The organism is Bradyrhizobium sp. WSM1417 (genome assembly GCF_000515415.1).
Taxonomy (GTDB): Bacteria; Pseudomonadota; Alphaproteobacteria; order Rhizobiales; family Xanthobacteraceae; genus Bradyrhizobium.
This window is the reverse complement of the sequence record NZ_KI911783.1, coordinates 7793268-7819046: the sequence shown is the minus strand read 5'-3', so window position 1 is coordinate 7819046 and position 25779 is coordinate 7793268. Positions and strand designations below refer to the sequence as shown.

The following is a 25779-nucleotide window of genomic DNA, read 5'->3' as shown; positions in this document are numbered from 1 at the left end:
CTGCGCCTGTGGGCAGCGGCTTTCGGTCCGTGGGGGTCGCGCCTCCCTCGCTCCGCACCGGCTCGCTCCGCCTGGGCGGACGCTGCTTCGATGCCAAGGATTTCGCTCGTTCGGTCATTTGAAGTCACTGGGGTGCGCGAGCTGCAGTGTCGAACTGATCAGCAGGGGAAACGCTGGGTCCAGGCTTCAAGCCGCAACAAGGGGCTTCGGTTCCGCTCGGGAAGAAGTCGCAATGAGGTAGCGCCCTGCGTCGGGCGCCACCGTGCACCGCCGGCTGGAAATCGCGCTCGCCTTACGCCTGCGCCAGCGCCGGCGCGAACACCACCTCGATCAGTGAGCCCGAGTTCGCCGCGCTCTTGATGTTGAACCGGGCGCGGTTGGCTTCGACAAGGGCCTTGGTCAGCGACAGGCTCAGCGCCGAATTGTCCTCGGCGTCGCCGGGCGGTGGCGTCCGGAACGGCTCCATCGCGGCGGCGACTTCGCGTTCGCTGAGGCCGTGGCCGGTGTCGCGGATCCGGAGTGCGACCTCGCCGCGATCGGTGAGGGCGGTCGAGACGATGACCTGGCCGCCGGCGCTGGCGAGCCGGATCGAGTTCGAGATCAGGTTCATGGTGATCTGCCGCATCGCGCGCGCATCCGCGCTCACCTGCGGCAGCGCATGGCCGAGCGAGGTGCGGATGATGATGCGCTCGCGATTGGCCTGCGGCTGCATCACCACCACGCAGGCCTCGACCAGATCGTTGAGGTTGAGGTTGGCGAAGGTGAGGTCGAGCTTGCCGGTCTCGATCCGCGACAGCTCGAGCAGGTCGTCGATGATGGCGATGACGCGCTCGCCGGAGGCGCGGATGTCCTTCATGTACTCGCCGTAGCGCTCGTTGCCGAGCGTGCCGAAGCGCTCGGAGATCATCACCTCCGAGAAGCCGATGATGGCGTTGAGCGGCGTGCGGATCTCGTGGCTGATCCGCGCCAGCATGTCGGCCTTGGCGTTCGCCGTGCCTTCGACCAGACGTCGCGCCTGCGTCAGCTCGCTCTCGCCCTGCTTGCTGTGCGAGAGGTCGCGGAACACGGCGAAGAAGTTCGGGCCGTCGGGCCTGGTGCGGCCCATGATCATCGCGAGCGGGATGACGCCGCCCTTCTTCTCGCGTCCCAGCACCTCGCGGCCGTGGTCGAGCAGGCTCGCGATGTCCTGGCTCTTGAGGTTTTCCAGATAGTCCATCACGACATGCTGGCTCTCCGGCGCGAACAACGTCACCAGATTCTGCTGCATCAGCGTCTCGCCGTCATAGCCGAACAGCGCCTCGGCGCTGCGGTTGCAGGCGTGGATGTTGCCTTCGGCATCGAACATCACGATGCCCTCGGCCGTGGTGTCGAGGATGGCGGCGAGATCTTCCGCGTCGGCTTCGCCGACCTCGGGCTCGGACGCGAAGATCTCGGGGACAATGGTCTCGGCGACCACGGTCTCGGCGATGACGGGCGCAGTGGGTGCTGCTTGCGGCAGCGCGCAGATCAGCGCATGCGCGCTCTCGCCGTCCCAGTCGATCGCGTGCAGATGCGCCTCGGTGGTCGGCAGCGGCGCTTCGCCATTGGCGAGCGTCGCGCTGATCGTGACAGGCGTGCCTGCCTGCGACGTGCTGCTGGCCGCGGACACGCCCGGCTCGACATAGAGCGCATCCAGCCCGCCGGCATTCTCCAGTGCGCTCAGGCTGGCATAGCCCATGCGCGCGAGAAACGCGGGGTTGGCGTAGAGCAGGCGGTCGAGCCGGTAGATCAGGATGCCTGATGGCAGCAGGTCGAGCAGCGCGCGGTCGCGCGTGCTGTGGCCGTGCGCCGGCGGCGCGGGCGCGGTCAGCCATTCGGCCGGCGCGTGCGGCGTCTCAAGCTCAGACTTGGGCTCGGGCTCCGGCGCCTCGGGCGTGATCTCGGCATCCGCCGGTTCGGCCGATGCCGCGATGGTTTCCTTGTCGCGTTCGAGGCGCTCGGACAATTGCCGGGCGAGCTCGTTGAACGCGCTGTTCTCGACCGGCGTCAGCGTCGGCGATCGCGTGTCGCCGGGCGCTCGGAACGGCAGGACATTGGGAGGCGTTTCCACTGGCGTTTCCGGATCGGTTGGGTGTGAATTCGCGTCGGGTGTTGGTTGGGGCAGTTCGGCTTCAGGCTCAGGTGCGGGCGGCTCGATCGGCGGAGGCGGCGGCGCCTCTAGCTTTGGCTCGGGCTCCGGCTCGACCACATCGGCGGACAGGCTTTGCGGCGCCGCCGGTTCGGCCAGCAGCTCAAAACGCCTGAGCGCATCGAGCCGGTTGAGGCCGTCGAGATCGCGGCAGACGCCAAAGCCCCTGAAGCCCGCGAAATTGCGTTCGCCGTCATAAACCGGAAGTCCGGCAAGCTCGACCGGCAGATGCTCGCCGCCATCGGCCGGCCAGTTCACGGTGATCCCGGCCCAGGTGTCCTTGCTGGCAAGCGCCTGCGCCACGCGGCCTTCAGGATCGAGCGCGAATGCGTCGGCGATCTCGCGCCAGGGGCGGCCGAAGCCGGCGGCCGTGCGCGGGCCGATCAGGCGGATGAACTCGTCGGAGAGCAGCACAAAGCGGCCCTCTGCATCCGCCTTCCAGAGGAAGCGCAGCGGATGCTGACGCGGTGCGGGCGGCTCTTCGTGGCCCGACGGCGGTTCGACCATGCCGCTCACGGTCGGCGCGGCCTGCGGCGACACCATGGCTTCGGCCGAGTTTTCAACCGGAGTTTCTGGCGCGGCTTCGGCCGCTTCCTCGACGGCTTGCTGGATGGTGACGATCTCGGTCGCCGGCTCGCGCGCGGGCGGTTCGTGCGCGATCGTCCCGGTGGCTTCCGGCGCGTCCTCGGCAAAGGCGTCGAACAGCGCGATTTCGGATGGCGCCTCGTGCGGCGGCGCTGCTTGCACATGCTCCGGCACTGCGGCCGGAGCAGGGGGCGGCGCGGGCTCAGGCTGAACGATGTCTTCGCGCGCGACCTCTTCAGCGGCCCCGGGTTCGACGTCCACGCTCGCAGCCGCCGCCTGCTGCACCGCAGGCTCGATCAGCGCGACAAGACCGACATCGGCCCCGCTGCCGACCCGCTGCAGCACCATCTGGCCGATGCCGATCGGTGTCTCGGCGCGGCCCTGGCGAAGCGCATCGCTGCGCGCCTGTTCGAGGCCGGCCTCGCCCAGATCGCGGAAGCCGAGCAGGGTGCGGGCGGTTTCGCTGGCGCCGACGAACAGGCCGTCGGGCGCGAACGCCGCCATCGGCGTCTTGGCGCCGTCGACGAGACGGAGCAGCCGCTCGACCAGCGGCATCGAGCGCAGCATCGGGTCCATCGCGGTGACGAGCACAGCGCGGCCGCCATCGGCGAAGTCGAGCCGGGCACAGGCGCAGGTCATCAGCGTGCCGAGCCGGGCGCCGAAGCCGCGCAGCCGTTCGAGCCGGATGGCGCCGTTCGGAGGCAGCCGGCCGGCAAGCCGGATGATCTGGCGGCGGTGGCTGTCGGTGGGCCCGAAGGTCTTCTCTGCAAGCGCCGTGGCATTGCCCGCGCCGAACAGCCTTGCCCCGACCGGATTGGCCCAGAGCACGCGCGTGCCGTCGATCGACCAGAGCCAGGCGGGCAGCGGCGAGGTCGCGTGCACGGCCAGCCGGGGATCGCCCACGCCTCGCAACTGGAAATCCGAACTCGTCATCCGACCGGCTTCGCGTCCCGCTTGTGCGCATCGGGCTGCCTGGAATGACAGCCTTAAGAAAGGGTTAGTATCGCCCGCGGCCGCGGGCAGGTCCACGGCCCCAGCCTATGTGCCAAGGCCTAAAGCCGCGATAACCTTAATGTCCCCGACCCCGCAAGCCGCCGCGGCGCTGCATCCGCAGGATTCGCGCGTAGGGGAAAAAGTGAGCTGGATAATCTGGCTTGAACCGGTGGGTGCTCCGGGCTCGGTCTAACCTCGCCCGCTTGCGGGAGAGCACAGGCCGCCTACGGCGGCCGTCTCTTAGGGAACGCCGAGGCGAAGCCTCGGCTATTGCCGAAGGCGCGGGTGAGGGCTCTCTCCGCGTTGGGGCTGCCCCATTGCGGAGACACCCTCTCCCCAACCCTCTCCCGCAAGCGGGAGAGGGAGCGGACCGCCTTCTGGGTCGCACCCAAACCCTCAACCACCGGTTCCCCAGCCCGGGAACCTCATCCTCCCCGCGATTAAATTTGCGCAATGCACCCCAAAACCCGTTGCGTTGCACAATGTTGACATTTTAGGCAGGCATGGTCGCCGCGCTGGGCGAGCCATCATTCGTTTTGTGTTTCCAGTCTTCGCACCCGTCACCCGATTGGCCGGCGGGCGCGCCTGAAGGCTCACTCCGTTTTTTCATTAGTGTGAGGGATACCCATGACAGGTGCGACTGATCCGTTTTCTGCCTCGATCATTCCGTTCGAGGTCCCCGAGCAGATGCGTGCGTTCGCCGAAAAGGGCGTGTCGCAGGCCCGCGAGAACTACGCCAAGTTCAAGGACGCCGCCGAGACCCACAACGGCACCGTCGAGGCCGTGTTCTCGTCCGCCCACAAGGGCGTGAGCGAATACACCGCCAAGCTGATGGAGTTCGCGAAGGCCAACACCAAGGCCCATCTCGACTTCACCCAGGAGCTGTTCAGCGTGAAGGCGCCGCAGGATGCGTTCGCGCTGTGGACCAACCATTCCAGGGCGCAGCTCGAGACCTTCCAGACCCAGGCCAGGGAGCTCGCCGAGCTGACCCAGCGCGTCGCCACCGCGACCGTCGAGCCGATCAAGGCCTCCGCCGCGAAGCTCTACCCCGCCGCCTGATCCGGCCCGGCCGTCTCAATTAAGAAACCCGGGCCTAGAGCCCGGGTTTTTTCTTCACCTCTCCCGCTTGCGGGAGAGGCCGGGAGAGGGCTCTTTCCTCAACGAGAGTGTCGCGACCAAGCGGGCGAGGGGAGCGCAACCTCGCTGCGGTCGCCATCAAGCCTGATTTCATTGCGCTGAGGGTGATTTACCCCGGTTTTTCGTCCGTTTGCGGCCTTGCCAAAAACGCCCGTTGCACCTAGTTTCCGCCCCGTCCAGCCCCCCTCGGTGACCGGCCCTATCAAGGGCGCCCCTCGGGCGGCTCGCAAGGATGCAGTTGTAGCTCAGTTGGTTAGAGCGCCTGTCTGTGGAACAGGAGGTCGGTGGTTCGAGCCCACCCAACTGTACCAGCGGTATTGGACTGCTCATACTTGGATCTAAATAAGCCTACCAGATTTGCGCTGTCCGAAAACAACAGCGCAACAAATGGAATCACTTGGTCGCCCTGCAGATCGTCAGGGGCCGCTGAGTGATCATACTGCCAACTTTGCCGTGCTCGACGGCAAGACTTCTCACCTGAAATTCACTTCGAGATGGGTTGCGCGAACATGAATTTCAATCCAACATAGAGGATATTTCTTTTGTACATTTGAGGGCATCCCAATGGACCTCAGTGCTTTTTTTGAAGCGGTACGCGATGTTTTGAGCCTTGTCCTAGGCTCTTCTTCTACCGCCATACTTTCAGCGGTGGGCTTGGTCCTGCTCTTGCTCACTGGTGTGATGGCTTACATAGCCGTCAAATCCAAGCCGGAAGAGCTATCCACCTTTGTTAAGGTTGCGCTCTTTGTTTGCTTGGTTGGAGGGCTGTTGTTTTCGGCCGCCGGTCCAGCATTGGCTTTATTTTACGTTTCGCAGAATCCTATTCAAACGAAGAAGGTTGACCAAGCCTTCGATGACCTGATCAACAACAATCGCGTAAATTACGTTATACGTTTGATCGCATTCGATCCAATCGAAAGGCCTGAACTCGGCATCGATCAATTAGAACGTCTCGGGCCGCCGAAGCAGGTCTATTCTTTTGTGGCAAACTACAACGAGTTGGTGGGGCTCTCAGTAAAGTCTGCTCTTGAGAAAATTGGCAGCAGCTATCAACCCGGGCAGCACGTATCGGCCATCATTTTTCCGTTGCGGACACGCCTCTATCCGGCAAACGCAAGAGGCCTGTTGCAAGTTATCAATGATGTCGAAGCCAACAGCACGTTAGAGGCGAAGGAGAAGTTCTTTGCGAATGCGGCGTTGAGCTCTGAGGAGCTTGAGGACCTAAAGGACTTCGGGATACGGACCTACAGGGTGGACGAATTCAAGAACCACTATCCGCGCTACTGCCAACTTGCTCACGATTTCTTTTGCGGAAAAGCACTTTCTCGAGACTTCGTGGGCGGGCTCTATCCGGATTGGCATCCTCTTGGCTTCTCTCAGAAAGATCCACCTCCCAAGCCGTGCAATATTCCAGTGAAGGACTTCTGTGCTTTTTCGGACTGGAAGCAGGCGCGGTCCGATTGGTTAGGAAAATTCGGGAGCCGTGCATTCTTAATCAAAAATCTTGATATAAAGCGCATTCCTGGCCGGATATTGGCAAGTTTTGAAGAGCCGGACCGCAATGTAATCCCAGACATCGGCGCGCGTTGAGAGCATATTGCCGGGACAGTGCACGAAACTTCATGAGGTGACATAGGACGTCGCCACCACAATTCTGAGAGGCGCGCCGCTCCATATGACCTCTTGTGGTTAGGGGGATGAAACGTCGCCCGCCGCGTAGTGTCGATAATAGAGTCAGGGTGACAGTGCACAATATTCCGTCTTCGATCTGTTGCGCGTGCCTCCGTCGTTGCCCTCCGGCAACATAAATTGGTGCAGTGTCACACTGTTCTTGGAATTGAATTGGGAAAGAAATGATCGGCGGTTTCGGGCGAATGGGCGCGGGTTTCGGGAGGCTCGGAGCGAGCAGTCCCCGAAAGAAGGCGATTACTTTGCTGAGCAACGCCACAAATGTTGCTTCGATTACGCTGAACGGCTTGATCGTTCCAGACCAGCAAACTTCCGAAGGCCTGCTCATTAAGTCCTATGCGTCAGTTTGGGTCGAGATAGCCCAACGTTTAGGAGAGGACTGGGGGCTGGCATTTCAGCTCAGTGACCGGCAGTGGGAAGAGATGCTTGCGGGTGCGATGAGTGCCGAAGGCTATGAGGTTACTCTTACCCCTAGATCAGGCGATCACGGACGCGATGTAATTGCCGTGAAGCCAGGTGTCGGGTGTCTGCGAATTCTAGGGTCGATGAAGGCTTACGCGCCTAACCGCTTAGTCGACCGCGCACACGTTCACGAGATGCTTGGCGTCTTAAGTACCGAAGCCAACGTCAGCAAAGGCATCATCGCGACTACGTCGGATTTCGCTCCTCGCATAGAGGAAGCTCCAGGAATGAAGCAAGTGCTGCCTTATCGGCTCGAACTCATCAACGGTCACGGGCTCCAACGATGGCTGGCTGACTTGGCAGAATGACTGTGTTTCTAATTGCGGTGACAGTGCACAAAATCCCCGTCGCAGAAAGTCCCCTACCGCAACGCTGCTCAAAACCAATTCTGTCCGCGGTCACCGTAGCTCCTCGGTCCGCAATGCGCTATCGGTAGCGAACCAAAGGCGTTCAACAAACAGGCCAGGCAAAAAACATCGTGAGTTTCTTCGAGCGTCTCAAGACAGCAGCATCCGCCGAGTGGCGGGCCTACACCGAGCATCCCTTCACGAACGGATTGGCGGACGGCTCGCTTCCCGAAGCGGCGTTTCGTCACTACCTCGTTCAGGACTATTTGTTCCTCATCGAGTTTGCTCGCGCCTACGCGCTGGCGGTCTACAAGTCGCCAAGACTTGCCGACATGCGTGAAGCAGCGGCCGGCCTTTCGGCCATCCTCGATGTCGAGATGAACCTGCATGTGAAGCTTTGTGCCGAATGGGGTCTATCGCCGACCGATCTTGAACAGGCCCCTCCGGCGGCCGAGATGCTGGCCTATACACGCTACGTGCTCGACGCGGGAATGCGCGGCGATCTGCTGGCGCTCAAGGTGGCGCTTGCCCCCTGCGTGATCGGGTACGCGGAGATCGCGACGCGGCTCACCTCGCTCCCCCTCGCGGCCGCCGCGACGAACGCCTACCGCGTCTGGATCGCGGAATACGCCGGCGCGCCGTACCAGGAGGTCGCTGCCAAAGCGCGGGCGCACATGGAGCATCTCGCCGATCTCTACGCCACGCCGGCGCGCGAGGCGGAGCTGATCGCGATCTTCAAGGAAGCCACTCGGCTCGAGGCGGACTTCTGGGAGATGGCCTGGCGCGAGGGCCAGCGTGTTCAATAGCCCTTTCGGCAGTCAGGGTGGGGGCGAGGGCTCAGCACGCCACGAGGCAGGATCGGTCGCTTTCGTTCCCCCATTTCAGGAGAAATCGGCGTCGGGCAACGCCGAACCTTTTCACGACCTTGGGTGTTTGTGTTGCGGCAGGACTGACAACGCTGAGGAGCTGAGACATGAACGGACTTATCTATCTGGTCGGACTCGTCGTCGTAGTTGGTGTGGTGCTCTCGTTCCTGGGCCTGCGCTGATTTGATATTTGGGAGGTGGTGCGGCGCGCTCGCTAGTCTCTGACACCTCACCTCGCCACCATCCACACCACCACCGGCAACGTCACCGCCGCCAGCAGCGTGCCCAGCGCCACCGCGCCCGACACCGGGTTCACCAGCCGCTGGTACTGAACCGCGAAGATATACGCATTGGCGCCGGTCGGCATCGCCGCGAACAGCACGACCACGCCGGCCGCGAGCGGCGGCAGGTCGAGCAGCTTTGCCAGCACGAAAGCGGCCGCCGGCATTGCCAGCAGCTTGAGCGCGCTCATGGCGAGGATGCCGAGCTTCTCGCCCTTGACCTCGAAGCGAAAGAGATTGATGCCGAGCGCGATCAGCGCCGCCGGCGATCCCGCCTGCGCCAACAGCTCGACGGTCCGGTCGACGACGGGATGCAGGGCGAGGCCGGTGAGGCGCCAGACGAGGCCGAAGCCGATCGCCAGCATGATCGGGTTGCGGGAAAGATCCAGCAGCACCGGCACGATCAGCGACGCGGCCGAGGCCGTCTGCTTGCGGTCGACCAGCTCCATCTGCAGCGTGCCGCAGAGCCAGAGCAGCGGCGTGTTCACCGACAGGATCAGCGCCATCGGGCCTGCGGCCTCGTTGCCCAGCGCCGAGAGCGTCAGGGGAATGCCGAGCATCACGATGTTGCCGTAGACCGAGCCGATCGCGAACACGACGCCGTCCTCGCGGTCCTCGCGCTGTTGCCGCAGCAGCGCCGAGAGCGTCAGCGCCGCAACCCAGGTCAGCGCGAGCGCGCCGTAATAGGCGCCCCACATCCGCCACGGGCTGACGCCGGAAAATTCCGAGACGACGATGGTGCGGAACAGCAGCGCGGGAATCGCGATGCTGAAGGCGAATTCGGAGATGCCCTTGTGCGCGGTCTCGGAGACGAAGCGAAACAGCACCGCGGCATAGCCGGCCGCGATCAGCGCAAACACCGGCGCGACGATCAGCACTGTAGACATGCGCCGCTACGATCCCATCTCGATGATCCTGCGCGCCATGCGGACATTGGCATAGTCGATCATCTTGCCGTCGAGCGTCACCGCGCCCTGGCCCTGCGCCTCGGCCTGCTCCATGGCCTCGACCACCCGCCGCGCGTGCGCCAGTTCAGTGTCGGACGGGACGAACGCCCGCAGCGTCGGCTCGATCTGGTCGGGATGAATCACCTGCTTGCCGTCAAAACCCATCGCAGCCGCCTTGAGCGCGCTGCTTTCGGTCAGTCTGGCATCGCGGAACGCGCCGCACGGACCGTCAATGGCGCGCAGGCCGAACGCGCGCGCGGCCACCAGCAGGCGCATCATCGGATAGGCGAACAGGTCGAGCGGGGCGGAGGCATAGCCGCTCTGGGCGGAGCCCACGTGCCTGTAGCCGTCCGGCGACGCGCCGATTTCCGAGGAGCGGGCGCCGATCGACGCGGCGAAATCGCCGACACCGAGATGAAGGGCGGCGACGCTGTCGTGCGCGGCGGCGAGCGCGTCGACATTGACGAGACCCAGCGCGGTCTCGATCAGCAGCTCGAGCGCAACAGGCGAGGGGCGATCCGGCGCGGCCGCGCGCAGCTGATCGGCAATGGCGGCGATATCGCTTGCGCGCTCCGCCTTCGGCACGATCACCGAATCCAGCCGGGGCAGCGCGGCGAGCTTGCGGATTTCCTGCGCGATGAAGGGGCTGTCGACGGCGTTGAGCCTGACCGCGACGACCTTGTTGCCCCAATCCAGCGAGGACAGCGCCCGCGCGGCTTCTTCCAGTGCCACGCTCTTCTCGGACGGCGGCACCGCGTCCTCGAGGTCCATGAACACCGCGTCTGCGGCCGAGGCAGCAGCCTTGGCGACGAGACGGGAGCGATGCGCGGGAACGGCCAGATAGACCCGCGTCGGCCGCTGGGGCGCCATCGTCATGTCTCCTTTGCGAGACCGAGCTCGCTGAGGATGGATGGGTTGTGCTGCCCGACGCTGGGGACGGGATCCATCCTGGGCGACAGGCCGGGAATGGTGAGAGCCGGCAGGAAGCTCATCACCGGACCGCACGGAGTGCTTACCGTTTGCACGCGGTCGCGGGAGCGGAGCTGCTCGTGCTCCAGAAACGCCTCGACCGAATTCAGATGCGCGTTGGCGATCGAGGCCTCGTCGAGCAGCCGCAGCACCTCGTCACTGCTCATCGCTGCAAAACGCTGCTCGATATGGACCTGCAGATCGTCCCTGTTCTGCATGCGCAGCGGATTGGTGCGGAAGCGGGGGTGGTCGGCAAAAGGCGCATCGCCAAGCACGATCGCGCACAGCGAGCGCCATTCCCGGTCGTTCTGGATGCCGAAGAAGATCGTGTTGCCGTCGCCGACGCGGAAAGGGCCATACGGCGCTATCGTTGCATGCCTGGCCCCGGTTCGCGGCAGCGGCCGGCCGGTACTCTGCGTGTAGAAGGCGGGATAGCTCATCCAGTCCGTGATGGAATCGAACAGCGAGGCCTGGAAGGCGGTGCCCTTGCCGGTGCGCTCGCGGCGATACAGCGCCATCAGCACGCCGTTGAGGATGTACATGCCGGTGGCGATATCGACCACCGAAAGCCCGACCTTGGCGGGCTCCGCCTCGGTGCCGTTGATGGCGAGGACGCCGGCCTCGCACTGCACCAGGAGGTCGTAGGCCTTCTTGTCGCTGTAGGGTCCGCCCGCGCCATAGCCCGACACGTCGCAGGCGATGATCCGGGGAAATTTTCGCAGCAGCGATGCGGCATCGAGGCCCAGCCGCTCCGCCGCGCCGGGCGCCAGGTTCTGGATGAAGACGTCGGCCTGGGGCAGCAGGGCCTCGAGCACCTCCTGGCCATCAGGACTCTTGATGTCGATGGCGAGGCTCTCCTTCGACCGGTTGGTCCAGACGAACTGGCTCGACATCCCGTTCATCACGTGATCGTAGTCGCGGCAGAAATCACCATCGCCCGGCCGCTCGATCTTGATGACGCGCGCGCCCCAGTCCGCAAGATGCCGGCTGGCAAGAGGAGCCGCGATCGCCTGCTCGAGCGAGACCACTGTCACGCCGGACAGCGGCAGCTCCGCCTCATTTCGCTCCATGCAATCGTCTCCGCTCCCGCTCACGCTTTTGTCCAGCGCAGGAGACAAGCCGACCACCCCACGCACGTTCTGTGATGATGGCATGATGCTCCTGTTTTGCCCGACGAGTCAAATGCGATTTCGTAAAATCCGCAAATCGCGATCCGCAAAGTTCAATGGGTACATGGACTTGGCTACTGTGCATGGGGTTGTTTTCGCGTTTTTTGTTTTGGGGGCACCCTGTTGCCGAGACCGCACACGTCCCGGCTTTCGCATCTCGCCTCGTTGCCAACGAACCCCCGTTCACCCACTATCCGCTCCGACTCGACATTTGGGGGGATCGATGCCGGCGTTCCGTTTCAAGAAATCTTTCGCTGCTGCAATCACGGGGATCGCCCTGGCCGTCCTGATCCACCCGGGTGAAGGCTTTGCCTACTCCCAGGAGGAGCAGCAGGCCTGCACCCCCGATGCGATGCGGCTGTGCGGCGAGTTCGTTCCGAACGTCGACGCCATCACCGCCTGCATGATTCAGAAGAAGTCGCAGCTCTCGCCGCAGTGCCGGGCCTTCTTCCGGCCGGGACCGGAGCCGGGCATGGCGGCGGCGCCCCGCGCCGGCAAGCCGACCAGCATCGCGCCCAAGAGCTCGGCCCGGACGGCGAAGAAGAGCACCAAGCCGGCCAAGAAGAAGAAAGCCAGCGAAGGCTGAGCGCGGGCACCGCGTTCCCTTTCTGAAACTCGACCATGCCCGGGCCACAGCGCGCAGTGCGTTTGAAGTCCCGGGCATTTGCGTGTCCGGCCCTCGTTTGCTCGCCCCTTGAGTCAAACTGACCGAGGCATCAGCCCCACACCAGCCACCGGACTCCTTTTGTTCGCCTCCGTGTGCGGACGCTTGCGACGATTGCGATCATGTGGGGATGGAAACGAGTCGCGAAACGGATTGCGCGGCGAGGTTGCATCCCATTTTTCCCGCCGGACTGCTCAATAAATGCACGATTGCCGGCGTGAAGCCGTCGTCGCACGCAGCAGTGTGACTCAAAAGCCAACGCGCTTTGTTATTTCATGGCGCCAGCATAACTTATGATAAATTTTTCTTTCCCGAATCACCGCGGTGATTCATTTTCGCCGCCTGGGGTCAATCTGGAGGCAGAGGTATGAACGTTATTGTTTTTGCATCGCGTAAAGGTGGCTCAGGCAAGAGTACGCTGGCCGCGCATCTCGCCGCGCAGATCAAGGCGACCAAGCCGATCCTGCTCGTCGATGCGGATCCGCAAGGCTCGCTCACGCTGTGGCACAAGCTGCGTGGCACCAACGAGCCGCCGATCAAGTCCGCGGTGAACTCGGTCAGCGGCATCGTCTCCGCGGCCAAGCGCGACGGTTATGAATGGGTGCTGATCGACACGCCGCCGAACCTGTCGGCCGTCGTCGACGACGCTATCCGCAATGCCACCATGGTGGTGATTCCCGCCCGTCCCGGCGTGTTCGACGTCAACGCGGTGCAGGAAACCATCCAGATGTGCCGTGCGGCGCGCAAGCCCTACGCGGTCGTGCTCAACGGTGCGCCGGCGCGCCGCGACGAGTCCGAAAGCCCGATCGTCACCATCGCCCGCGAGGCGCTGGCGAAGTTCCGTGCTCCGGTGTGGGGCGGCCAGATCACCAACCGTTCGGATCTGCTGATGGCGTTGAGCCACGGCGAGGGCGCGCGGGAATATCAGGCCGAGAGTCGTGCGGCTCAGGAAATCGCCAGGCTGTGGGCGGCGATCGAACGTTCGGTAAAGGCTATTCGCGGCACGGCGTCGGCGTCCGGCGCAATGCACAAGCAGGCGGCGTAATTTTTCATAAATCATTCCCCGGACGAAAAACGCGCGGACCTCCGCGCGTTTTGCGTTTTTGGGAACGTGACTTTGCTGCTAGGCCACCATCAGCATGTAGAACACGATCACCGGCGACAGAGTGAGGATCACCGACCAGATGCCGGCGGCCCATAGAATGTCCTCGGTGGTGAAGCCCTGCTGTCCAGCGTCGTAATGCGACGCCATCTCGTTATGACTATTCACAAACGCCCCCGCGATTTCTTCGCTTATGGGCATGAAGGCTACGTGAGATATTTTAAGATTCCGGGTCGCAGTTTCGCGCGCTTTTGAACACAGCTGCTACCACGGATTAACCATCGCGATGTGCGCTGGCATCACGCCAGCCAGAGTCGAAACACCAGCACCGGCATCAGGCCGAGCGTCACCGCCCAGAAGCCGAACGACGACACCACCACAATTCCCCGCAAGAAATCAGCGGACGCGAACATGTCTGCCGCCGTCGGACGGACGCGCTGCCCCATGATCATTCCCCCATTTGAAAAGACTTTGAATGAAGACGATAGGCGCGATTGCGTAAACGAGCCGTGGATGCGCCATGCGGCAGCAGCGAAGGCCGTTGGGGCGCGGTTAACCACGGGCACGCTCTATCACTCCCTCTCCCCGTTCTTACGGGGAGAGGGTGGGGTGAGGGGCTATCAGCTACGCCGCGACTTGCATCCGCCGCTCGATCTCGCGGTCGAGCTGGACGGCGAGTTCGCTGCCGACCTCCACCATCGGCAGGCGCACTTCGGGGCTGTCGATCAGGCCGGTGCGCCACAGCCAGTATTTTGCCGGCGCGGGACTGGGCTCGGCGAACAACAGGCGCGTCAGGTCCGCGACCTCCTGCCAGCGCGCCAGCCCCGCATCATGGTTGCCGCGCTTCAGCTCGGCATGAACAGCCGCAAACGTCGCGGTCTCGAGATGGGCCGACAGCACGATGCCGCCGTCGGCGCCGTCGCTGAGCGCCTCGAAATAATTCGCATCCTCGCCGGTCAGCACGCGAAAGTCCTTCGGCCGGTCGCGCAGCAGCGCGATGGATTGCTCGCGGCTCGCGCCGCAATCCTTCAGGCCGATGATGTTCGGATGCCCGGCAAGCCGCAGCAGCGTCTGGTTGGTGATGTTGACCGAGGTGCGATAGGGGATGTTGTAGAGCGCGAGCGGCCAGGCGGCGTGATCGGCGAGCGCTTCGAAATGCGCCAGCAACCCGCGCTGCGACGGCCGCACATAATACGGGCTCGCGATCAGATAACCGTCGATCGGCCAGTCCGCGGTCTCGTCGAGACGCTGCTTCAGCCGCGAAGTGTCCGCACCTGAAAGTCCAAGGCAGATCGGAATCTTGCTGTGGCCGGTGGCCAGCTCGTCGCGCACGATGGCGACGAGGCGTTCGAGCTCGGCGTCGCGCAGCGTCATGCCTTCACCGGAGGTCGCCCCCAGGATGAAGCCGTCGACAGCCTGTCCGCTGTAATGCCGTGTCAGCCGGCGCAGCGACCTCTCGTCGAGGGCGCCGTCGCGAAACGGCGTTATCAGCGGCAGCCAGAGCCCGTGCAATTGTTCCTGTAGTCCGGTCATGTTCCATCTCCTTCTCGGGAAAAGTCCTGAGACGAGGGCACATGAAAAAACCCCGTCCAGGCGGCGGGGTTTTCGAAGTTTCGGCTCGCGATGACGAAGGCTGTTAGCGCGCGCAAGAATCCGAGGTCCCCATATGGGGGCCTTTTTTCGAGGCGATTGCCTGCGACCAGATTGCGCACGACTTCGTGATCATTTGCAAATGATGCGGGGTAAGCATGGAACTGTCAATACACGTGGAGGGCGAAGGCCGGATCCGCCAAAAAAAAGCCGGGCTCGAACGAGCCCGGCTTAAGGTATTGGCCACGTGAGGCCGACACAATCACCTTCCAAGAGGGATTACTGAACTCCCGCGCCACTGGAGGAGGGGGACAAATGCGCAACGCGAAGGCTCAGCGTGAAAACATTATGGGCTAGCCTCGCGCCATGCATCAAGCGTCCAAGCCGCATGTCAGACATGCGGAAATCAGGACGGCCAGCGCTGCGCCTTGCTCACCACGAAGTCGCGGAACACTTGCACGCGCGCGACCGTCTTCAGCTCTTCCGGATAAACAAAATACGTATCGAGCTGGATCGAATCCGATTCGCCGAACAGCTGCACGAGGCGGCTCTGTTCTTCGATCAGATAGTCCGGCAGCGCGGCGATGCCGAGGCCCTGCTGACAGGCGCGAACGAGGCCGAGAATGTTGTTGACCCTGAAATAGGCTTCGCGCGGACCCGAGCCGTTGCGCCCCGCTTCGACCAGCCAGTTGCGGTTCTGAAGATGCGGCGCGAAGTTGCCGTCGGAGAGCGTGATGATGCGGTGGGAGTCGAGCTCCTCCAGCGTGCGCGGCGTGCCGAAGCGCTTGATGTAATCGGGCGAGCAATAAGCGTGGAAGCCCATCGCGAACAGCTTGCGCTGGATGAGATCCGGTTGCGTCGGCTTGCGGGTGCGGATCGCGACATCGGCCTCGCGCATCGAGAGATCAAGCTCCTCGTCGGTGACGATCAGCGAGATCCGGATTTCCGGATAGAGCGCGGTGAATTCGCCAAGCCTGGGGATCAGCCAATTGATGCCGACGCCTGGGGTAGTGGTGATCTTGAGATCGCCGCTCGGCCGCTCGCGGCTGTCGGTCAGTTTCGCGCGCGCCGCCTGCAGCTGCATGAACACGTCATGGGCGGTGCGGAACAGGAGGTCGCCCTGTTCGGTGAGGATCAGGCCGCGGGCGTGGCGGTGGAACAGCGAGACCGAGAGCTCCTGCTCCAGTGCCGAGACCTGGCGTGACACCGCCGATTGCGACAGGCCGAGCTGCTCACCTGCGTGCGTGAAGCTGCCCGCTTCCGCCGCGGCGTGAAACACCTTCAGCTTGTCCCAGTCCATATCCGTAAATCCGTCGCGTGTTCTTGCCATGATGTCTATTCCGCTGCCGCGCGCTCGCTGGCGCGCAGGGCCAAAAATCGTTCCGCCTCGAGCGCTGCCATGCAGCCGAGGCCGGCCGCCGTGACCGCTTGACGATAGGTCTCGTCGGCGACGTCGCCGGCGGCGAACAGTCCGGGGACCGAGGTCGCGGTCGAGTTCGGGGCGACCTCGACATAGCCCGACGGCTTCAGCTTGATCTGGCCGGCCACGAGTTCGGTCGCCGGGGCATGCCCGATGGCGACGAAGACGCCGTCGGTCGGCACATCGGTCAAGGCGCCGGTCTTGACGTTCTTCAGTCGCACATGGGTGACCTTGTTCGGGTTCTCGGTGCCGCAGATTTCGTCGACGGCTGAGTCCCATATCACCTTGATCTTCGGGTGCTTGAACAGACGCTCCTGCAGGATGCGTTCGGCGCGGAAGTGATCGCGACGATGCACGATGGTGACCTGCGAGGCGTGGTTGGTGAGGTACAGGGCTTCCTCGACCGCTGTATTGCCGCCGCCGACCACCACGACTTGCTTGTTGCGGTAGAAGAAGCCGTCACAGGTGGCACAGGCCGACACGCCGCCACCCTGGAATTTTGCTTCGGACGGCAACCCGAGCCAGCGCGCCTGGGCGCCGGTCGCGAGAATCACGGTGTCGGCGAGATAGACGTCACCGCTATCGCAGGTGAGACGAAAGGGTCGCTGCGAGGTGTCGAGCTTGGTCACCAGATCGGTCTTGATCTGGGTGCCCACATGCAGCGCCTGCTTCTCCATCTGCTCCATCAGCCAGGGGCCCTGGATCACGTCGGCGAAACCCGGATAGTTCTCGACGTCGGTGGTGATGGTGAGCTGGCCGCCCGCCTGGAGGCCCTGGATCAGGATCGGCTCGAGCATCGCGCGCGCGGCGTAGATCGCCGCCGTGTAGCCGGCGGGGCCGGAGCCGATGATGACGACCTTTGCATGGACAGCGGCGGACATTTCGACAGATGCCTTTCACGGGGGACTGCAGCGCGGGCGCGGAACGTGCCGGGAGGCCTCGCGGAGGCGCTGAAATATCAGAGGTAATCTAAGCCTTCTGGTGAGCTATGCAAGAATTGCATTCCCTGTCGGCGGATTTTTCCAACAGGGAACAAAAGTCGATTGCGCTGCACGCGCAATAAAATTGCGCCGAGTGCGTGGTCTGCGCTATGAGGATTGCGACAGACCCACCAATACCGCCGCAAAGGCCAGGAGTTCCAATCACGTGTCGCGGAACCTAGACGAGATCGACCTGAAAATTCTCACCGAGATTCAGGCCGACGGTCGAATCACGAATGTCGAGCTGGCCAAGCGCGTCGGCATTTCGCCACCGCCCTGCCTGCGCCGAGTCCGGGCGCTGGAGGAGGAGGGGTATATCCATGGCTATCGCGGGCTCTTGGACGCGCGCAAGCTCGGCTTCGACGTCACGGTGTTTGCCGCAGTGCACCTCTCCAGCCAGGCCGAGGCGGATTTGCGCGCGTTCGAGGAGTTCGTCCGCGCCGAGCCGCTGGTGCGCGAGTGCTGGATGTTGTCGGGCGAAGTCGATTTCATCCTGAAATGCGTCGCACCCGACATGGCCACCTTCCAGGATTTCGTCACCCATTTGACCGCCGCCCCGCACGTCCGCAACGTGCGGACCTCGCTGGTGCTGCACAATTCGAAATACGAGGCGGCCGTGCCGCTGGACGTGAGGGGACGAAGGTAGCGTCCCCTCCGTCATTGCGAGCAACACGCGGATACAGAAAAGGCCGCGCAGTGCGCGGCCTTTTTCAAATCACATGCAACGGCAAATCGTTACCGCCACTCCACCTTGGTGATCTCATAAGCCTTGGCGCCGCCGGGTGCGTTGACCTCGACGGTTGAACCCTTCTTCTTGCCGATCAGCGCGCGCGCGAGCGGCGAGGTGATGGAGATGCGGCCCTTCTTGGCGTCGGCCTCGACCTCGCCGACGATCTGCCACACCGTCTTCTTTTCGGTGTCCTCGTCGACCAGAGTCACGGTCGCGCCGAACTTGATGGTGTCGCCGGACAGCTTCGAGATGTCGATGATGTCGGCGCGCGCGAGCTTGTCCTCGAGCTCGGCGATGCGGCCTTCATTGTGGGACTGCTCTTCCTTCGCGGCGTGGTATTCCGCGTTCTCCGACAGGTCGCCGTGCGAGCGCGCCTCGGCGATATGCTCGATGATCCGCGGACGGTCCTCCGACTGGCGCTTCTTCAGTTCTTCCCCGAGCGCGGCAAAGCCGCCCGCAGTCATCGGTACCTTTTCCATCTCTTCTCTCGTCCTTCGGTCGCGCGCGCCCTGACATGTCAACGCGCACGCAACTTGATTCGTCAGTCTGTCCGGGGGCTCAACGCGCGTGCCGCCGAACGTTCATATGGGCTTGGCGCCGGAACAGAACAACCATATGGCCGGACAGTTCCTCCGGCCATAGTGGCTTCATCGCCAATCACTTAGCGGAAGGTTGGGCCTCCCGCTCGCGATCAGGTTTCCGAAAAGTAGCTCTGCAGGGTCCTAACCTCAAGGTCCCCGCCCAGATAGGCGCGGATGCCCTGCGCGGCCGCCACGGCCCCGGAAAGAGTGGTGTAATACGGCACTTTATGCAAGAGGGCCGCGCGCCGCAACGAACGGCTGTCGGCGAGCGCCTGCGGGCCTTCGGTGGTGTTGAAGACGAGTTGGACCTCGCCATTGGTGATGGCGTCGACGATGTGCGGCCGGCCCTCCAGCACCTTGTTCACCTTCTCGGTCGGGATGCCCTGGTCGGTCAGGAAGCGGGCCGTGCCCGACGTCGCCAGCACCTTGAAGCCGAGCGAATGCAGCTCGCGAACGGCCTCGGTGATGCGCGTCTTGTCGCTCTCGCGAACCGAGACGAACACCGTGCCCTTGCGCGGCACCCGCGTGCCGCCGCCGAGCTGGCTCTTGGCGAACGCCACCGCGAAGGAGCGGTCGATGCCCATGACCTCGCCGGTCGAGCGCATCTCGGGGCCGAGCACGGTATCGACACCGGGGAAGCGGGCGAACGGAAACACCGATTCCTTTACGCCGACATGGTCGAAGTTCGCCTTCTTCAGCTTGAAATCGGCAAGCTTCTCGCCGGCCATGATACGCGCCGCGATCTTCGCGACCGGCGTGCCGACCACCTTGGCGACAAAGGGTACCGTTCGCGAGGCGCGCGGATTGACTTCGAGCACGTAGATCTCGCCATCCTTGATGGCGTATTGCACGTTCATGAGGCCGACGACGTCGAGGCCGAGCGCCAGCTCGCGGGTCTGCCGCTCCAGCTCCTCTATCATCTTGTCGTCCAGCGAGTGCGGCGGCAGCGAGCAGGCGCTGTCGCCGGAATGAATGCCGGCTTCCTCGATGTGCTCCATGATGCCGACGATGAAGGTGTCCTTGCCGTCGCAGAGGCAGTCGACGTCGATCTCGGTCGCATCGGAGAGATAGCGGTCGAACAGCAGCGGGTTCTTGCCGAGCACGGTGTTGATCTGGCCGGTCTTGTCGTTCGGGTAGCGGGCCTTGACGTCGCCCGGCACCAGCTCCGGCAAGGTGCCGAGCAGGTAATCGCTGAGCTGGTTCTCCTCGCGGATGATTTGCATCGCGCGGCCGCCGAGCACGTAGGACGGGCGCACCACCAGCGGCAGGCCGAGATCGGTCGCGACCAGCCGCGCTTGCTCGACCGAATAGGCGATGCCGTTCTTGGGCTGCTTCAGCCGCAGCTTGTCGAGCACCCGCTTGAAGCGGTCGCGGTCTTCCGCAAGGTCGATGGCGTCGGGCGAGGTGCCGAGGATCGGCACTTCGGCGGCTTCCAGCGCACGTGCGAGCTTGAGCGGTGTCTGGCCGCCGAACTGCACGATCACGCCATGCAGCGTGCCGTTCGTGCGTTCCTTTGCGATGATCTCCAGCACGTCCTCGGCGGTGAGCGGCTCGAAATAGAGCCGGTCGGCAGTGTCGTAGTCGGTCGACACCGTCTCCGGGTTGCAGTTGACCATGATGGATTCGTAGCCGGCGTCGTGCAGCGCGAAGCAGGCGTGACAGCAGCAATAGTCGAATTCGATTCCCTGGCCGATGCGGTTCGGGCCGCCGCCGAGAATGATGACCTTCTTCTTGTCGGACGGCGAGCTCTCGTCCGCAGGCATGCCCGCGAACGGCGCCTCATAGGTCGAGTACATGTAGGCGGTGGGCGAAGCGAACTCGGCCGCGCAGGTGTCGATGCGCTTGTAGACCGGGCGAACGCCGAGTGCGTGGCGCTTCGCCGTGACCTCCGCCTCCGTCGTCTCCGCGATCACCGCGAGCCGGGCATCGGAGAAGCCCATGGCCTTGAGCGTGCGCATGCCAAAGGCGTTGCCCGGCAGACCGTTCTTGCGGACCTTCGCTTCCATGTCGACGATGCCGCGCATCTCGCTGAGGAACCACGGATCGATCTTGCAGGAATTGAAGATCTCCTCGTCCGACCAGCCGAGCCGCATCGCCTGCGCGACCTGGAGCAGCCGGTTCGGTGTCGGCGTGCCGAGCGCCGCGCGGATCGCATTCTTGTCGTCGTCGCGGCCGAGACCTTCGATCTCGATCTCGTCGAGGCCGGTGAGTCCGGTCTCGAGCCCGCGCAAGGCCTTCTGAAGGCTTTCCTGGAAGGTGCGGCCGATCGCCATGACTTCGCCGACCGACTTCATCGACGTGGTCAGCGTGGTGGAGGCGCCGGGGAATTTCTCGAAAGCGAAACGCGGCACCTTGGTGACGACATAGTCGATGGTCGGCTCGAACGAGGCCGGCGTGGCGCCGCCGGTGATGTCGTTGGCGATTTCGTCGAGCGTGTAGCCGACCGCAAGCTTGGCGGCGACCTTTGCTATCGGAAAGCCGGTGGCTTTCGAAGCCAGGGCGGAGGAACGCGACACGCGTGGATTCATCTCGATGACGACCATGCGGCCGTCCTCGGGGTTGACGCCGAACTGCACGTTGGAGCCGCCGGTCTCGACGCCGATCTCGCGCAGCACCGCCAGCGAGGCGTCGCGCATGATCTGGTATTCCTTGTCGGTCAGCGTCAGGGCCGGCGCCACCGTGATGGAATCGCCGGTGTGCACGCCCATCGGATCGAGGTTCTCGATCGAGCAGACGATGATGCAATTGTCCTTCTTGTCGCGCACCACCTCCATCTCGTACTCTTTCCAGCCGAGCACGGATTCTTCGATCAGCACTTCGTTGGTGGGAGACGCATCCAGGCCGCGCTCGATGATATCGAGGAACTCTTCCTTGTTGTAGGCAATGCCGCCGCCGGTGCCGCCCATGGTGAAGGACGGCCGGATGATCGCGGGCAGGCCGATCTCGGAGAGCGCCATCAGCGCCTGGCCGAGCGCATATTCCTGGTAGCGCTTGCGGCGGTCGCTCTCGCCGAGCGTCCACTGCCGCTCCAGCTCTGCGAGCTCTGCGCCCGATGCCTTTGCGCGATCGGCCTGGTACTTGTCGCGGAAGGACTTCTTCAGGGCGGAGGCGTTGGCGAGCCGCGACTTCGGCGTCTCGAGCCCGATCTTGGTCATGGCCTCGCGGAACAGCTGGCGGTCCTCGGCCTTGTCGATCGCGTCCGCGGTGGCGCCGATCATCTCGACGTCGAACTTGTCGAGCGTGCCCTGCTGGCGCAGCGACAGCGCGCAGTTCAGCGCGGTCTGTCCGCCCATGGTCGGCAGCAGCGCGAAGCCGCCGGCGATGACGTGACGTTCCTTCTCGATGATCTTTGCGACGATCTCGGGCGTGATCGGCTCGATATAGGTCGCATCGGCCAATTCCGGGTCGGTCATGATGGTGGCCGGATTGGAATTGACGAGGACGATGCGATAGCCCTCTTCCTTCAGCGTTTTCACCGCCTGGGTGCCCGAATAGTCGAACTCGCAGGCCTGGCCGATCACGATGGGACCGGCGCCGATGATCAGGATGGTGGTGATGTCTGTACGTTTGGGCATCAACTCTCGCCGAAGTGGAATTTGGGCACAAAAAAAGGGCGCGCCTGCTGCGCGTCCCTTTGGCCGAGAGCGCGGTGGTCCCCCCTCGCGCGCGGGTGGGTCTTAGACCAGTTTTCGGGGCGGCGAAACCCCGAAAAACGCCCATCAACCGGCAATTTTGACCGGTTTTGGCCGGGCCTGCCAGCCGCGGGCGAGATGCACCAGAACAGCCGCCGAAACGCTTAATCCGCCGACCCAGCCGAGATCGGCCGGGCTCCACGCCGCAAGCACGGCGCCTCCCACGGCTCCGCCGATCGCAAAGCCGAGATACATAGCCGAGGCGTTGAGCGAGAGCGCGATCATCGAGGCCTGCGGCTCGATCCGGATGATGCTGGCGACCTGGGCCGGGTAGAACGCCCATCCCGAGATGCCCCAGAGGAAGATCGCGCCCAGCACCGCATAATGCGCCTGTCCCGGCATCAGCTTCAGGACCAGCGAATGCAGGATCAGCGCGCTGGCCATGCCGGCAAGGCCGAGACCTGCCGTCGCGAGCGTGCCGAGCCGGTCCGCCAGGACGCCGCCGAGCATGTTGCCGATCGCGGCGGCGCCGCCGAACACCAGCAACGCGAGGCTGATCTGCGACGCGTCGAATCCAAGGCCACGCAGCGGGACCGCGAAATAGGTGAACACGGTGAAGCCGCCGAGCGCCCATAAAATCGTGATCAGAAGCGCCGTCAGGACATTGCGGTGACGCGCCACCGCCAGCCGATCGCTGAGCGAGGCCGTGTTGCGCGGCAGGCCGCGGGGCAGGCCGAGCAAGAGACCGGCGAGCGCAACGGCGCCGATCAGGGCGACCATAGCAAAGGTCGCACGCCAGCCGAGCAGGCTGCCGACGAGATTGCCGAGGGGAACGCCGATGACGGTCGCAATCGTGAGGCCTGAGGTGACGAGTGCCACCGCACGGCCGCGTCGCTCCGGCGCGGCGACGGCCACGGATACGGCCAGCGCGGTCGGCATGCACAGCCCGGAGCCCAGCGCCATCAGCATGCGCGAGGCCAGCAACAGGGCGTAATTCGACGCCACCATCGCCGCGAGGTTTCCGGCGATGAAGGTCGATAGCGCCAGGGCCAGCACGGTGCGGCGGTCGATATTGTTCAGCGTCACCGCCAGGATCGGGGAGCCGATCGCATAGGTGAGGGCGTAGGCCGTGACCAACTGGCCGGCGGCGGGGACAGAAATCGCCAGGTCGGTTGCGATAGACGGCAAAAGCCCAGCAATGACAAAGCCTTCCGTGCCGATCGCAAAGGCCGCCAGTGCCAGCCAGAATACGCTCATCCGAGAATTTCCTATGTTCAACGTTTATTGAACTACGGTGGACCCGGTCAGGAGTCAATTGGTTCAAGAACTATTGAACATCGAGCCCATTTCGCTATGCTCTTCAGACCATGAGCCGCACGCCTCCTCACCCCACCCGCGAGCAGATCGAACTGCCGATGGTCCTGGATTGCCTCAGCGATCCGATCAGATTGGCGATTGTGTACCAGCTCGCCCAGCAGGAACCTGTCAGCGGCGAGCTGTGCTGCGGCGACTTCAACGCGCTCAGCGGCAAGTCGAATCTCGCCTATCACTTCGCCAAGCTACGCGAATGCGGTCTGATGCAGACCCGCGTCGCCGGCACCAACCGCTTTGTGCGGCTGCGCCGCGATGATCTGGACGCACGCTTTCCGGGTCTGCTCGATGCCGTCATCACCTCCGCAGCGAAGGATGCCGACCGGCTGCGGCTGCTGTCGGAGCGCAATGTGGTTGAGGCTGATTGAGGATTGGGCGGCCAGTCCGCCTTCGCTTGCGCTTCGCTCAGCTACGCCGGACACGCTTCGCCCCTTCGGGCCTCGCGTGGCTCCGCCACGCGTAGCCCCGCAGGGGCGAAGCGTGGAGACCCGGCCTGGATTTGAACCAGGATAAAGAGCGATGCATCGCCCTCGCGTAGACACTTCCGCCACCGGGCCGCGGCGATCATTACTGATCGGGGTGCGACAAGCCACCTCAGGCAGACGTTATGCTTAACGAATTCAGGAAGCTTACCGAATCCGAGAGGTTTACCGAACTAACGGCGGCCGCGCGACGAACGTCATGCGCCAGCTATTGTGGCCGAGATTGCGGTGAGCGCGCTGGACCGCAAAGCCGGCCGCCTTGAGCTTGGCGGTGATCTCCTCCTCACTGTAGCGCTGCAGCCCGATGCGCGTGCGCAGCTGACGGTAATCCGACAGTGCGGTGCTGATCAGCCCGATCAGCGCATCTTTCAAAAAACCGTGACGCAGGCCGAAGCTGAGTAGCGCTGTGACGTCCCGGAACATGCCGACATTGGGCTGGAGGATGTCGCCGAGCACCAGCTTGCCGGAGGGCTTCAGGATGCGGCGGAAGTTGAGGAGCGCGGCGTCGAGCTCGTCCGGCGCCATGTATTGCGCGACCGAGTTCATCACGACGAGATCGATCGACTGCTCCTGCATGTTGTGGACGTCGTCGAGCGACCGGACGCGGATTTTCGTGTTGGGGGCAAACCGCGCGATGAGACGCCCGCGCACGCCGGGCGCGGGCTCGGTGAGGATCAGCTTGCCGCAGGCCGCCGCGACCTGGCTCGCCGACAGCGCCTCGCCGCAGGCATAGTCGAGCACGGTCGCCTCGGGCGAAGAGATGTAGCCGATGATGTCCCGCGCGATGATCTGGAAGTGCAAGTCACGATGCAGCTTGCTGACATAGATCGTATGCGTCGAGTCGTAGTAATCGATCCAATCGTCCATGGTCGTCGAGGGCCCCGGCCAAACGGTTCCGCTGAAGGAACCGGCGCTGCCCGCCTGCGTTAGGGGTGCGGCGGCGCGCCGTCAATGTCTGCGTCCTAACAGGAAGGTTTCCCGTGAGCAAAGCCCCACAAAAGGTCTCGCCCGACCTCGATACCCCCACCGATCTGTCGTCCCAGGCGGTCAACAAAGTTTCGGAGGCGCTCAACGTGCTTCTGGCCGACGCGTTCGCGCTGTATCTGAAGACCAAGAATTTCCACTGGCACATCAGCGGCCGGCATTTCCGCGATTATCATCTGCTGCTTGACGAGCAGTCCGACCAGATCTTCGCCACCACCGACCAGCTCGCCGAGCGCGTCCGCAAGATCGGCGGCACCACGCTGAAATCGATCGGGCAGATCGCCAAGCTCCAGACCATCAAGGACAACAACGAAGACTATGTCCCGCCGCGCGAGATGCTGCGCGAGCTGATGCAGGACAACAAGCAGGTCGCCGCGGCAATGCGCAAAGCGCACGACGTGTGCGACGACGCCGGTGACGTTGCCAGCGCCAGCATTCTCGAAAACTTCATCGACGAGACCGAGCGCCGCACCTGGTTCCTGTTCGAAGCCACGAGACAGGAAGGCGCGAACGAGGCGTAGCCGGACTGCATCAACACGGTCGTCCCGGCCTAGTGCGCAATTGCGCACGGGGGCCGGGATCCATAACCACGAACGCTGGTTTGGCGAAGATTCGCCCACGCGCATCTCTC

22 protein-coding genes and 1 tRNA gene are annotated in these 25779 nt (G+C 63.7%); 10 read left to right on the top strand and 13 right to left on the bottom strand.

Going from position 1 to position 25779, the window contains the following annotated elements; translation table 11 throughout:
* Nucleotides 1-292: 292 nt before the first annotated feature.
* Complete coding sequence (locus BRA1417_RS0138255) at nt 293-3685, bottom strand: PAS domain-containing protein (protein ID WP_027520315.1); 3393 nt, start codon at nt 3683-3685, stop codon at nt 293-295.
* Nucleotides 3686-4372: 687 nt separating this feature from the next.
* Between BRA1417_RS0138255 and BRA1417_RS0138250 the strand changes: the two genes are divergently transcribed.
* The 5 genes from BRA1417_RS0138250 (at nt 4373) to tenA (ending at nt 8186) form a co-directional block, all read left to right on the top strand.
* Nucleotides 4373-4804 carry a phasin gene (locus tag BRA1417_RS0138250; protein ID WP_027520314.1) on the top strand — a complete coding sequence of 144 codons (432 nt, stop codon included), beginning with the start codon at nt 4373-4375 and terminating at the stop codon, nt 4802-4804.
* Nucleotides 4805-5116: 312 nt separating this feature from the next.
* Nucleotides 5117-5193, top strand: a tRNA-His gene (locus tag BRA1417_RS0138245).
* A gap of 253 nt (nt 5194-5446) precedes the next feature.
* Nucleotides 5447-6472, top strand: coding sequence for a hypothetical protein (locus tag BRA1417_RS0138240; RefSeq protein ID WP_027520313.1), 1026 nt, complete (start codon nt 5447-5449; stop codon nt 6470-6472).
* Between the two features lie 263 nt (nt 6473-6735).
* Entirely contained in the window at nt 6736-7341 is a 606-nt protein-coding gene (locus BRA1417_RS41995; protein WP_051448455.1) for a restriction endonuclease, read from the top strand.
* Nucleotides 7342-7511: 170 nt separating this feature from the next.
* Entirely contained in the window at nt 7512-8186 is a 675-nt protein-coding gene (gene tenA, locus BRA1417_RS0138230; RefSeq protein ID WP_027520312.1) for a thiaminase II, read from the top strand.
* Between the two features lie 289 nt (nt 8187-8475).
* Here the strand turns inward: tenA and BRA1417_RS0138225 are convergent, their stop codons facing one another.
* Genes BRA1417_RS0138225 through BRA1417_RS0138215 form a run of 3 tightly spaced genes read right to left on the bottom strand, consistent with a single transcriptional unit; the run spans nt 8476 to nt 11513 of the window.
* On the bottom strand, nt 8476-9414 hold the full coding sequence (locus BRA1417_RS0138225; RefSeq protein ID WP_027520311.1) for an AEC family transporter: 939 nt from the start codon (nt 9412-9414) through the stop codon (nt 8476-8478).
* Between the two features lie 6 nt (nt 9415-9420).
* Nucleotides 9421-10350, bottom strand: a complete 930-nt coding sequence (locus tag BRA1417_RS0138220; RefSeq protein WP_245286330.1) for a CoA ester lyase — start codon at nt 10348-10350, stop codon at nt 9421-9423.
* A complete protein-coding gene (locus BRA1417_RS0138215) occupies nt 10347-11513 on the bottom strand; it encodes a CaiB/BaiF CoA-transferase family protein (protein WP_027520309.1) in 1167 nt (388 codons plus the stop codon). The genes BRA1417_RS0138220 and BRA1417_RS0138215 overlap by 4 nt, the downstream gene beginning before the upstream one ends.
* A gap of 322 nt (nt 11514-11835) precedes the next feature.
* Between BRA1417_RS0138215 and BRA1417_RS0138210 the strand changes: the two genes are divergently transcribed.
* Nucleotides 11836-12198: a hypothetical protein gene (locus BRA1417_RS0138210; RefSeq protein ID WP_027520308.1), complete on the top strand. Its 363-nt coding sequence runs from the start codon at nt 11836-11838 to the stop codon at nt 12196-12198.
* A gap of 445 nt (nt 12199-12643) precedes the next feature.
* Nucleotides 12644-13321, top strand: a complete 678-nt coding sequence (locus BRA1417_RS0138205; RefSeq protein ID WP_007596685.1) for a ParA family protein — start codon at nt 12644-12646, stop codon at nt 13319-13321.
* Between the two features lie 78 nt (nt 13322-13399).
* On the opposite strand, the gene BRA1417_RS0138200 is transcribed toward BRA1417_RS0138205, so the two are convergent.
* The 5 genes from BRA1417_RS0138200 to trxB all read right to left on the bottom strand — a co-directional run bounded on the left by BRA1417_RS0138200 (nt 13400) and on the right by trxB (nt 17269).
* Complete coding sequence (locus BRA1417_RS0138200) at nt 13400-13579, bottom strand: hypothetical protein (RefSeq protein ID WP_007596684.1); 180 nt, start codon at nt 13577-13579, stop codon at nt 13400-13402.
* 98 nt (nt 13580-13677) lie between these two features.
* Nucleotides 13678-13944: a hypothetical protein gene (locus tag BRA1417_RS44580; RefSeq protein ID WP_156949111.1), complete on the bottom strand. Its 267-nt coding sequence runs from the start codon at nt 13942-13944 to the stop codon at nt 13678-13680.
* Nucleotides 13945-14002: 58 nt separating this feature from the next.
* On the bottom strand, nt 14003-14911 hold the full coding sequence (locus BRA1417_RS0138190) for a 4-hydroxy-tetrahydrodipicolinate synthase (RefSeq protein WP_027520307.1): 909 nt from the start codon (nt 14909-14911) through the stop codon (nt 14003-14005).
* Between the two features lie 463 nt (nt 14912-15374).
* A complete protein-coding gene (locus tag BRA1417_RS0138185; protein WP_007614700.1) occupies nt 15375-16298 on the bottom strand; it encodes a LysR family transcriptional regulator in 924 nt (307 codons plus the stop codon).
* A gap of 5 nt (nt 16299-16303) precedes the next feature.
* Complete coding sequence (trxB, locus tag BRA1417_RS0138180; protein WP_027520306.1) at nt 16304-17269, bottom strand: thioredoxin-disulfide reductase; 966 nt, start codon at nt 17267-17269, stop codon at nt 16304-16306.
* A gap of 265 nt (nt 17270-17534) precedes the next feature.
* Between trxB and BRA1417_RS0138175 the strand changes: the two genes are divergently transcribed.
* Entirely contained in the window at nt 17535-18014 is a 480-nt protein-coding gene (locus BRA1417_RS0138175) for an Lrp/AsnC family transcriptional regulator (protein ID WP_007596676.1), read from the top strand.
* An 89-nt stretch (nt 18015-18103) separates the two neighbouring features.
* On the opposite strand, the gene greA is transcribed toward BRA1417_RS0138175, so the two are convergent.
* The 3 genes from greA to BRA1417_RS0138160 form a co-directional block, all read right to left on the bottom strand.
* On the bottom strand, nt 18104-18577 hold the full coding sequence (greA, locus tag BRA1417_RS0138170) for a transcription elongation factor GreA (protein ID WP_007596674.1): 474 nt from the start codon (nt 18575-18577) through the stop codon (nt 18104-18106).
* Between the two features lie 212 nt (nt 18578-18789).
* Nucleotides 18790-22254 carry a carbamoyl-phosphate synthase large subunit gene (carB, locus tag BRA1417_RS0138165; protein WP_027520305.1) on the bottom strand — a complete coding sequence of 1155 codons (3465 nt, stop codon included), beginning with the start codon at nt 22252-22254 and terminating at the stop codon, nt 18790-18792.
* 144 nt (nt 22255-22398) lie between these two features.
* A complete protein-coding gene (locus tag BRA1417_RS0138160; RefSeq protein ID WP_027520304.1) occupies nt 22399-23568 on the bottom strand; it encodes an MFS transporter in 1170 nt (389 codons plus the stop codon).
* 110 nt (nt 23569-23678) lie between these two features.
* On the opposite strand from BRA1417_RS0138160, the gene BRA1417_RS0138155 reads away from it, so the two are divergent.
* Nucleotides 23679-24050, top strand: coding sequence for a helix-turn-helix transcriptional regulator (locus tag BRA1417_RS0138155; protein WP_027520303.1), 372 nt, complete (start codon nt 23679-23681; stop codon nt 24048-24050).
* Between the two features lie 279 nt (nt 24051-24329).
* Here BRA1417_RS0138155 and BRA1417_RS0138150 read toward each other — a convergent pair whose 3' ends face one another.
* The gene (locus tag BRA1417_RS0138150; RefSeq protein WP_027520302.1) at nt 24330-25031 is read right to left on the bottom strand and encodes a class I SAM-dependent methyltransferase; all 702 of its coding nucleotides are present in this window, start codon (nt 25029-25031) and stop codon (nt 24330-24332) included.
* Between the two features lie 113 nt (nt 25032-25144).
* Between BRA1417_RS0138150 and BRA1417_RS0138145 the strand changes: the two genes are divergently transcribed.
* Nucleotides 25145-25669 (top strand): Dps family protein, encoded by a 525-nt coding sequence (locus BRA1417_RS0138145; RefSeq protein WP_027520301.1) that lies wholly within the window; start codon nt 25145-25147, stop codon nt 25667-25669.
* Nucleotides 25670-25779: the final 110 nt, after the last annotated feature.

Bases quoted from the DNA above. Each gene is read 5' to 3' on its own strand.
- BRA1417_RS0138225 (WP_027520311.1), bottom strand. From the start codon at position 9,414: ATGTCTACAGTGCTGATCGTCGCGCCGGTGTTTGCGCTGATCGCGGCC.
- BRA1417_RS0138155 (WP_027520303.1), top strand. From the start codon at position 23,679: ATGAGCCGCACGCCTCCTCACCCCACCCGCGAGCAGATCGAACTGCCG.
- BRA1417_RS0138185 (WP_007614700.1), bottom strand. From the start codon at position 16,298: ATGGCAAGAACACGCGACGGATTTACGGATATGGACTGGGACAAGCTG.
- BRA1417_RS41995 (WP_051448455.1), top strand. From the start codon at position 6,736: ATGATCGGCGGTTTCGGGCGAATGGGCGCGGGTTTCGGGAGGCTCGGA.
- BRA1417_RS0138255 (WP_027520315.1), bottom strand. From the start codon at position 3,685: ATGACGAGTTCGGATTTCCAGTTGCGAGGCGTGGGCGATCCCCGGCTG.
- BRA1417_RS0138220 (WP_245286330.1), bottom strand. From the start codon at position 10,350: ATGACGATGGCGCCCCAGCGGCCGACGCGGGTCTATCTGGCCGTTCCC.
- BRA1417_RS0138200 (WP_007596684.1), bottom strand. From the start codon at position 13,579: ATGCCCATAAGCGAAGAAATCGCGGGGGCGTTTGTGAATAGTCATAAC.
- BRA1417_RS0138215 (WP_027520309.1), bottom strand. From the start codon at position 11,513: ATGGAGCGAAATGAGGCGGAGCTGCCGCTGTCCGGCGTGACAGTGGTC.
- greA (WP_007596674.1), bottom strand. From the start codon at position 18,577: ATGGAAAAGGTACCGATGACTGCGGGCGGCTTTGCCGCGCTCGGGGAA.
- BRA1417_RS0138150 (WP_027520302.1), bottom strand. From the start codon at position 25,031: ATGGACGATTGGATCGATTACTACGACTCGACGCATACGATCTATGTC.
- BRA1417_RS0138210 (WP_027520308.1), top strand. From the start codon at position 11,836: ATGCCGGCGTTCCGTTTCAAGAAATCTTTCGCTGCTGCAATCACGGGG.
- BRA1417_RS0138190 (WP_027520307.1), bottom strand. From the start codon at position 14,911: ATGACCGGACTACAGGAACAATTGCACGGGCTCTGGCTGCCGCTGATA.
- BRA1417_RS0138205 (WP_007596685.1), top strand. From the start codon at position 12,644: ATGAACGTTATTGTTTTTGCATCGCGTAAAGGTGGCTCAGGCAAGAGT.
- trxB (WP_027520306.1), bottom strand. From the start codon at position 17,269: ATGTCCGCCGCTGTCCATGCAAAGGTCGTCATCATCGGCTCCGGCCCC.
- BRA1417_RS0138250 (WP_027520314.1), top strand. From the start codon at position 4,373: ATGACAGGTGCGACTGATCCGTTTTCTGCCTCGATCATTCCGTTCGAG.
- BRA1417_RS0138240 (WP_027520313.1), top strand. From the start codon at position 5,447: ATGGACCTCAGTGCTTTTTTTGAAGCGGTACGCGATGTTTTGAGCCTT.
- BRA1417_RS0138160 (WP_027520304.1), bottom strand. From the start codon at position 23,568: ATGAGCGTATTCTGGCTGGCACTGGCGGCCTTTGCGATCGGCACGGAA.
- carB (WP_027520305.1), bottom strand. From the start codon at position 22,254: ATGCCCAAACGTACAGACATCACCACCATCCTGATCATCGGCGCCGGT.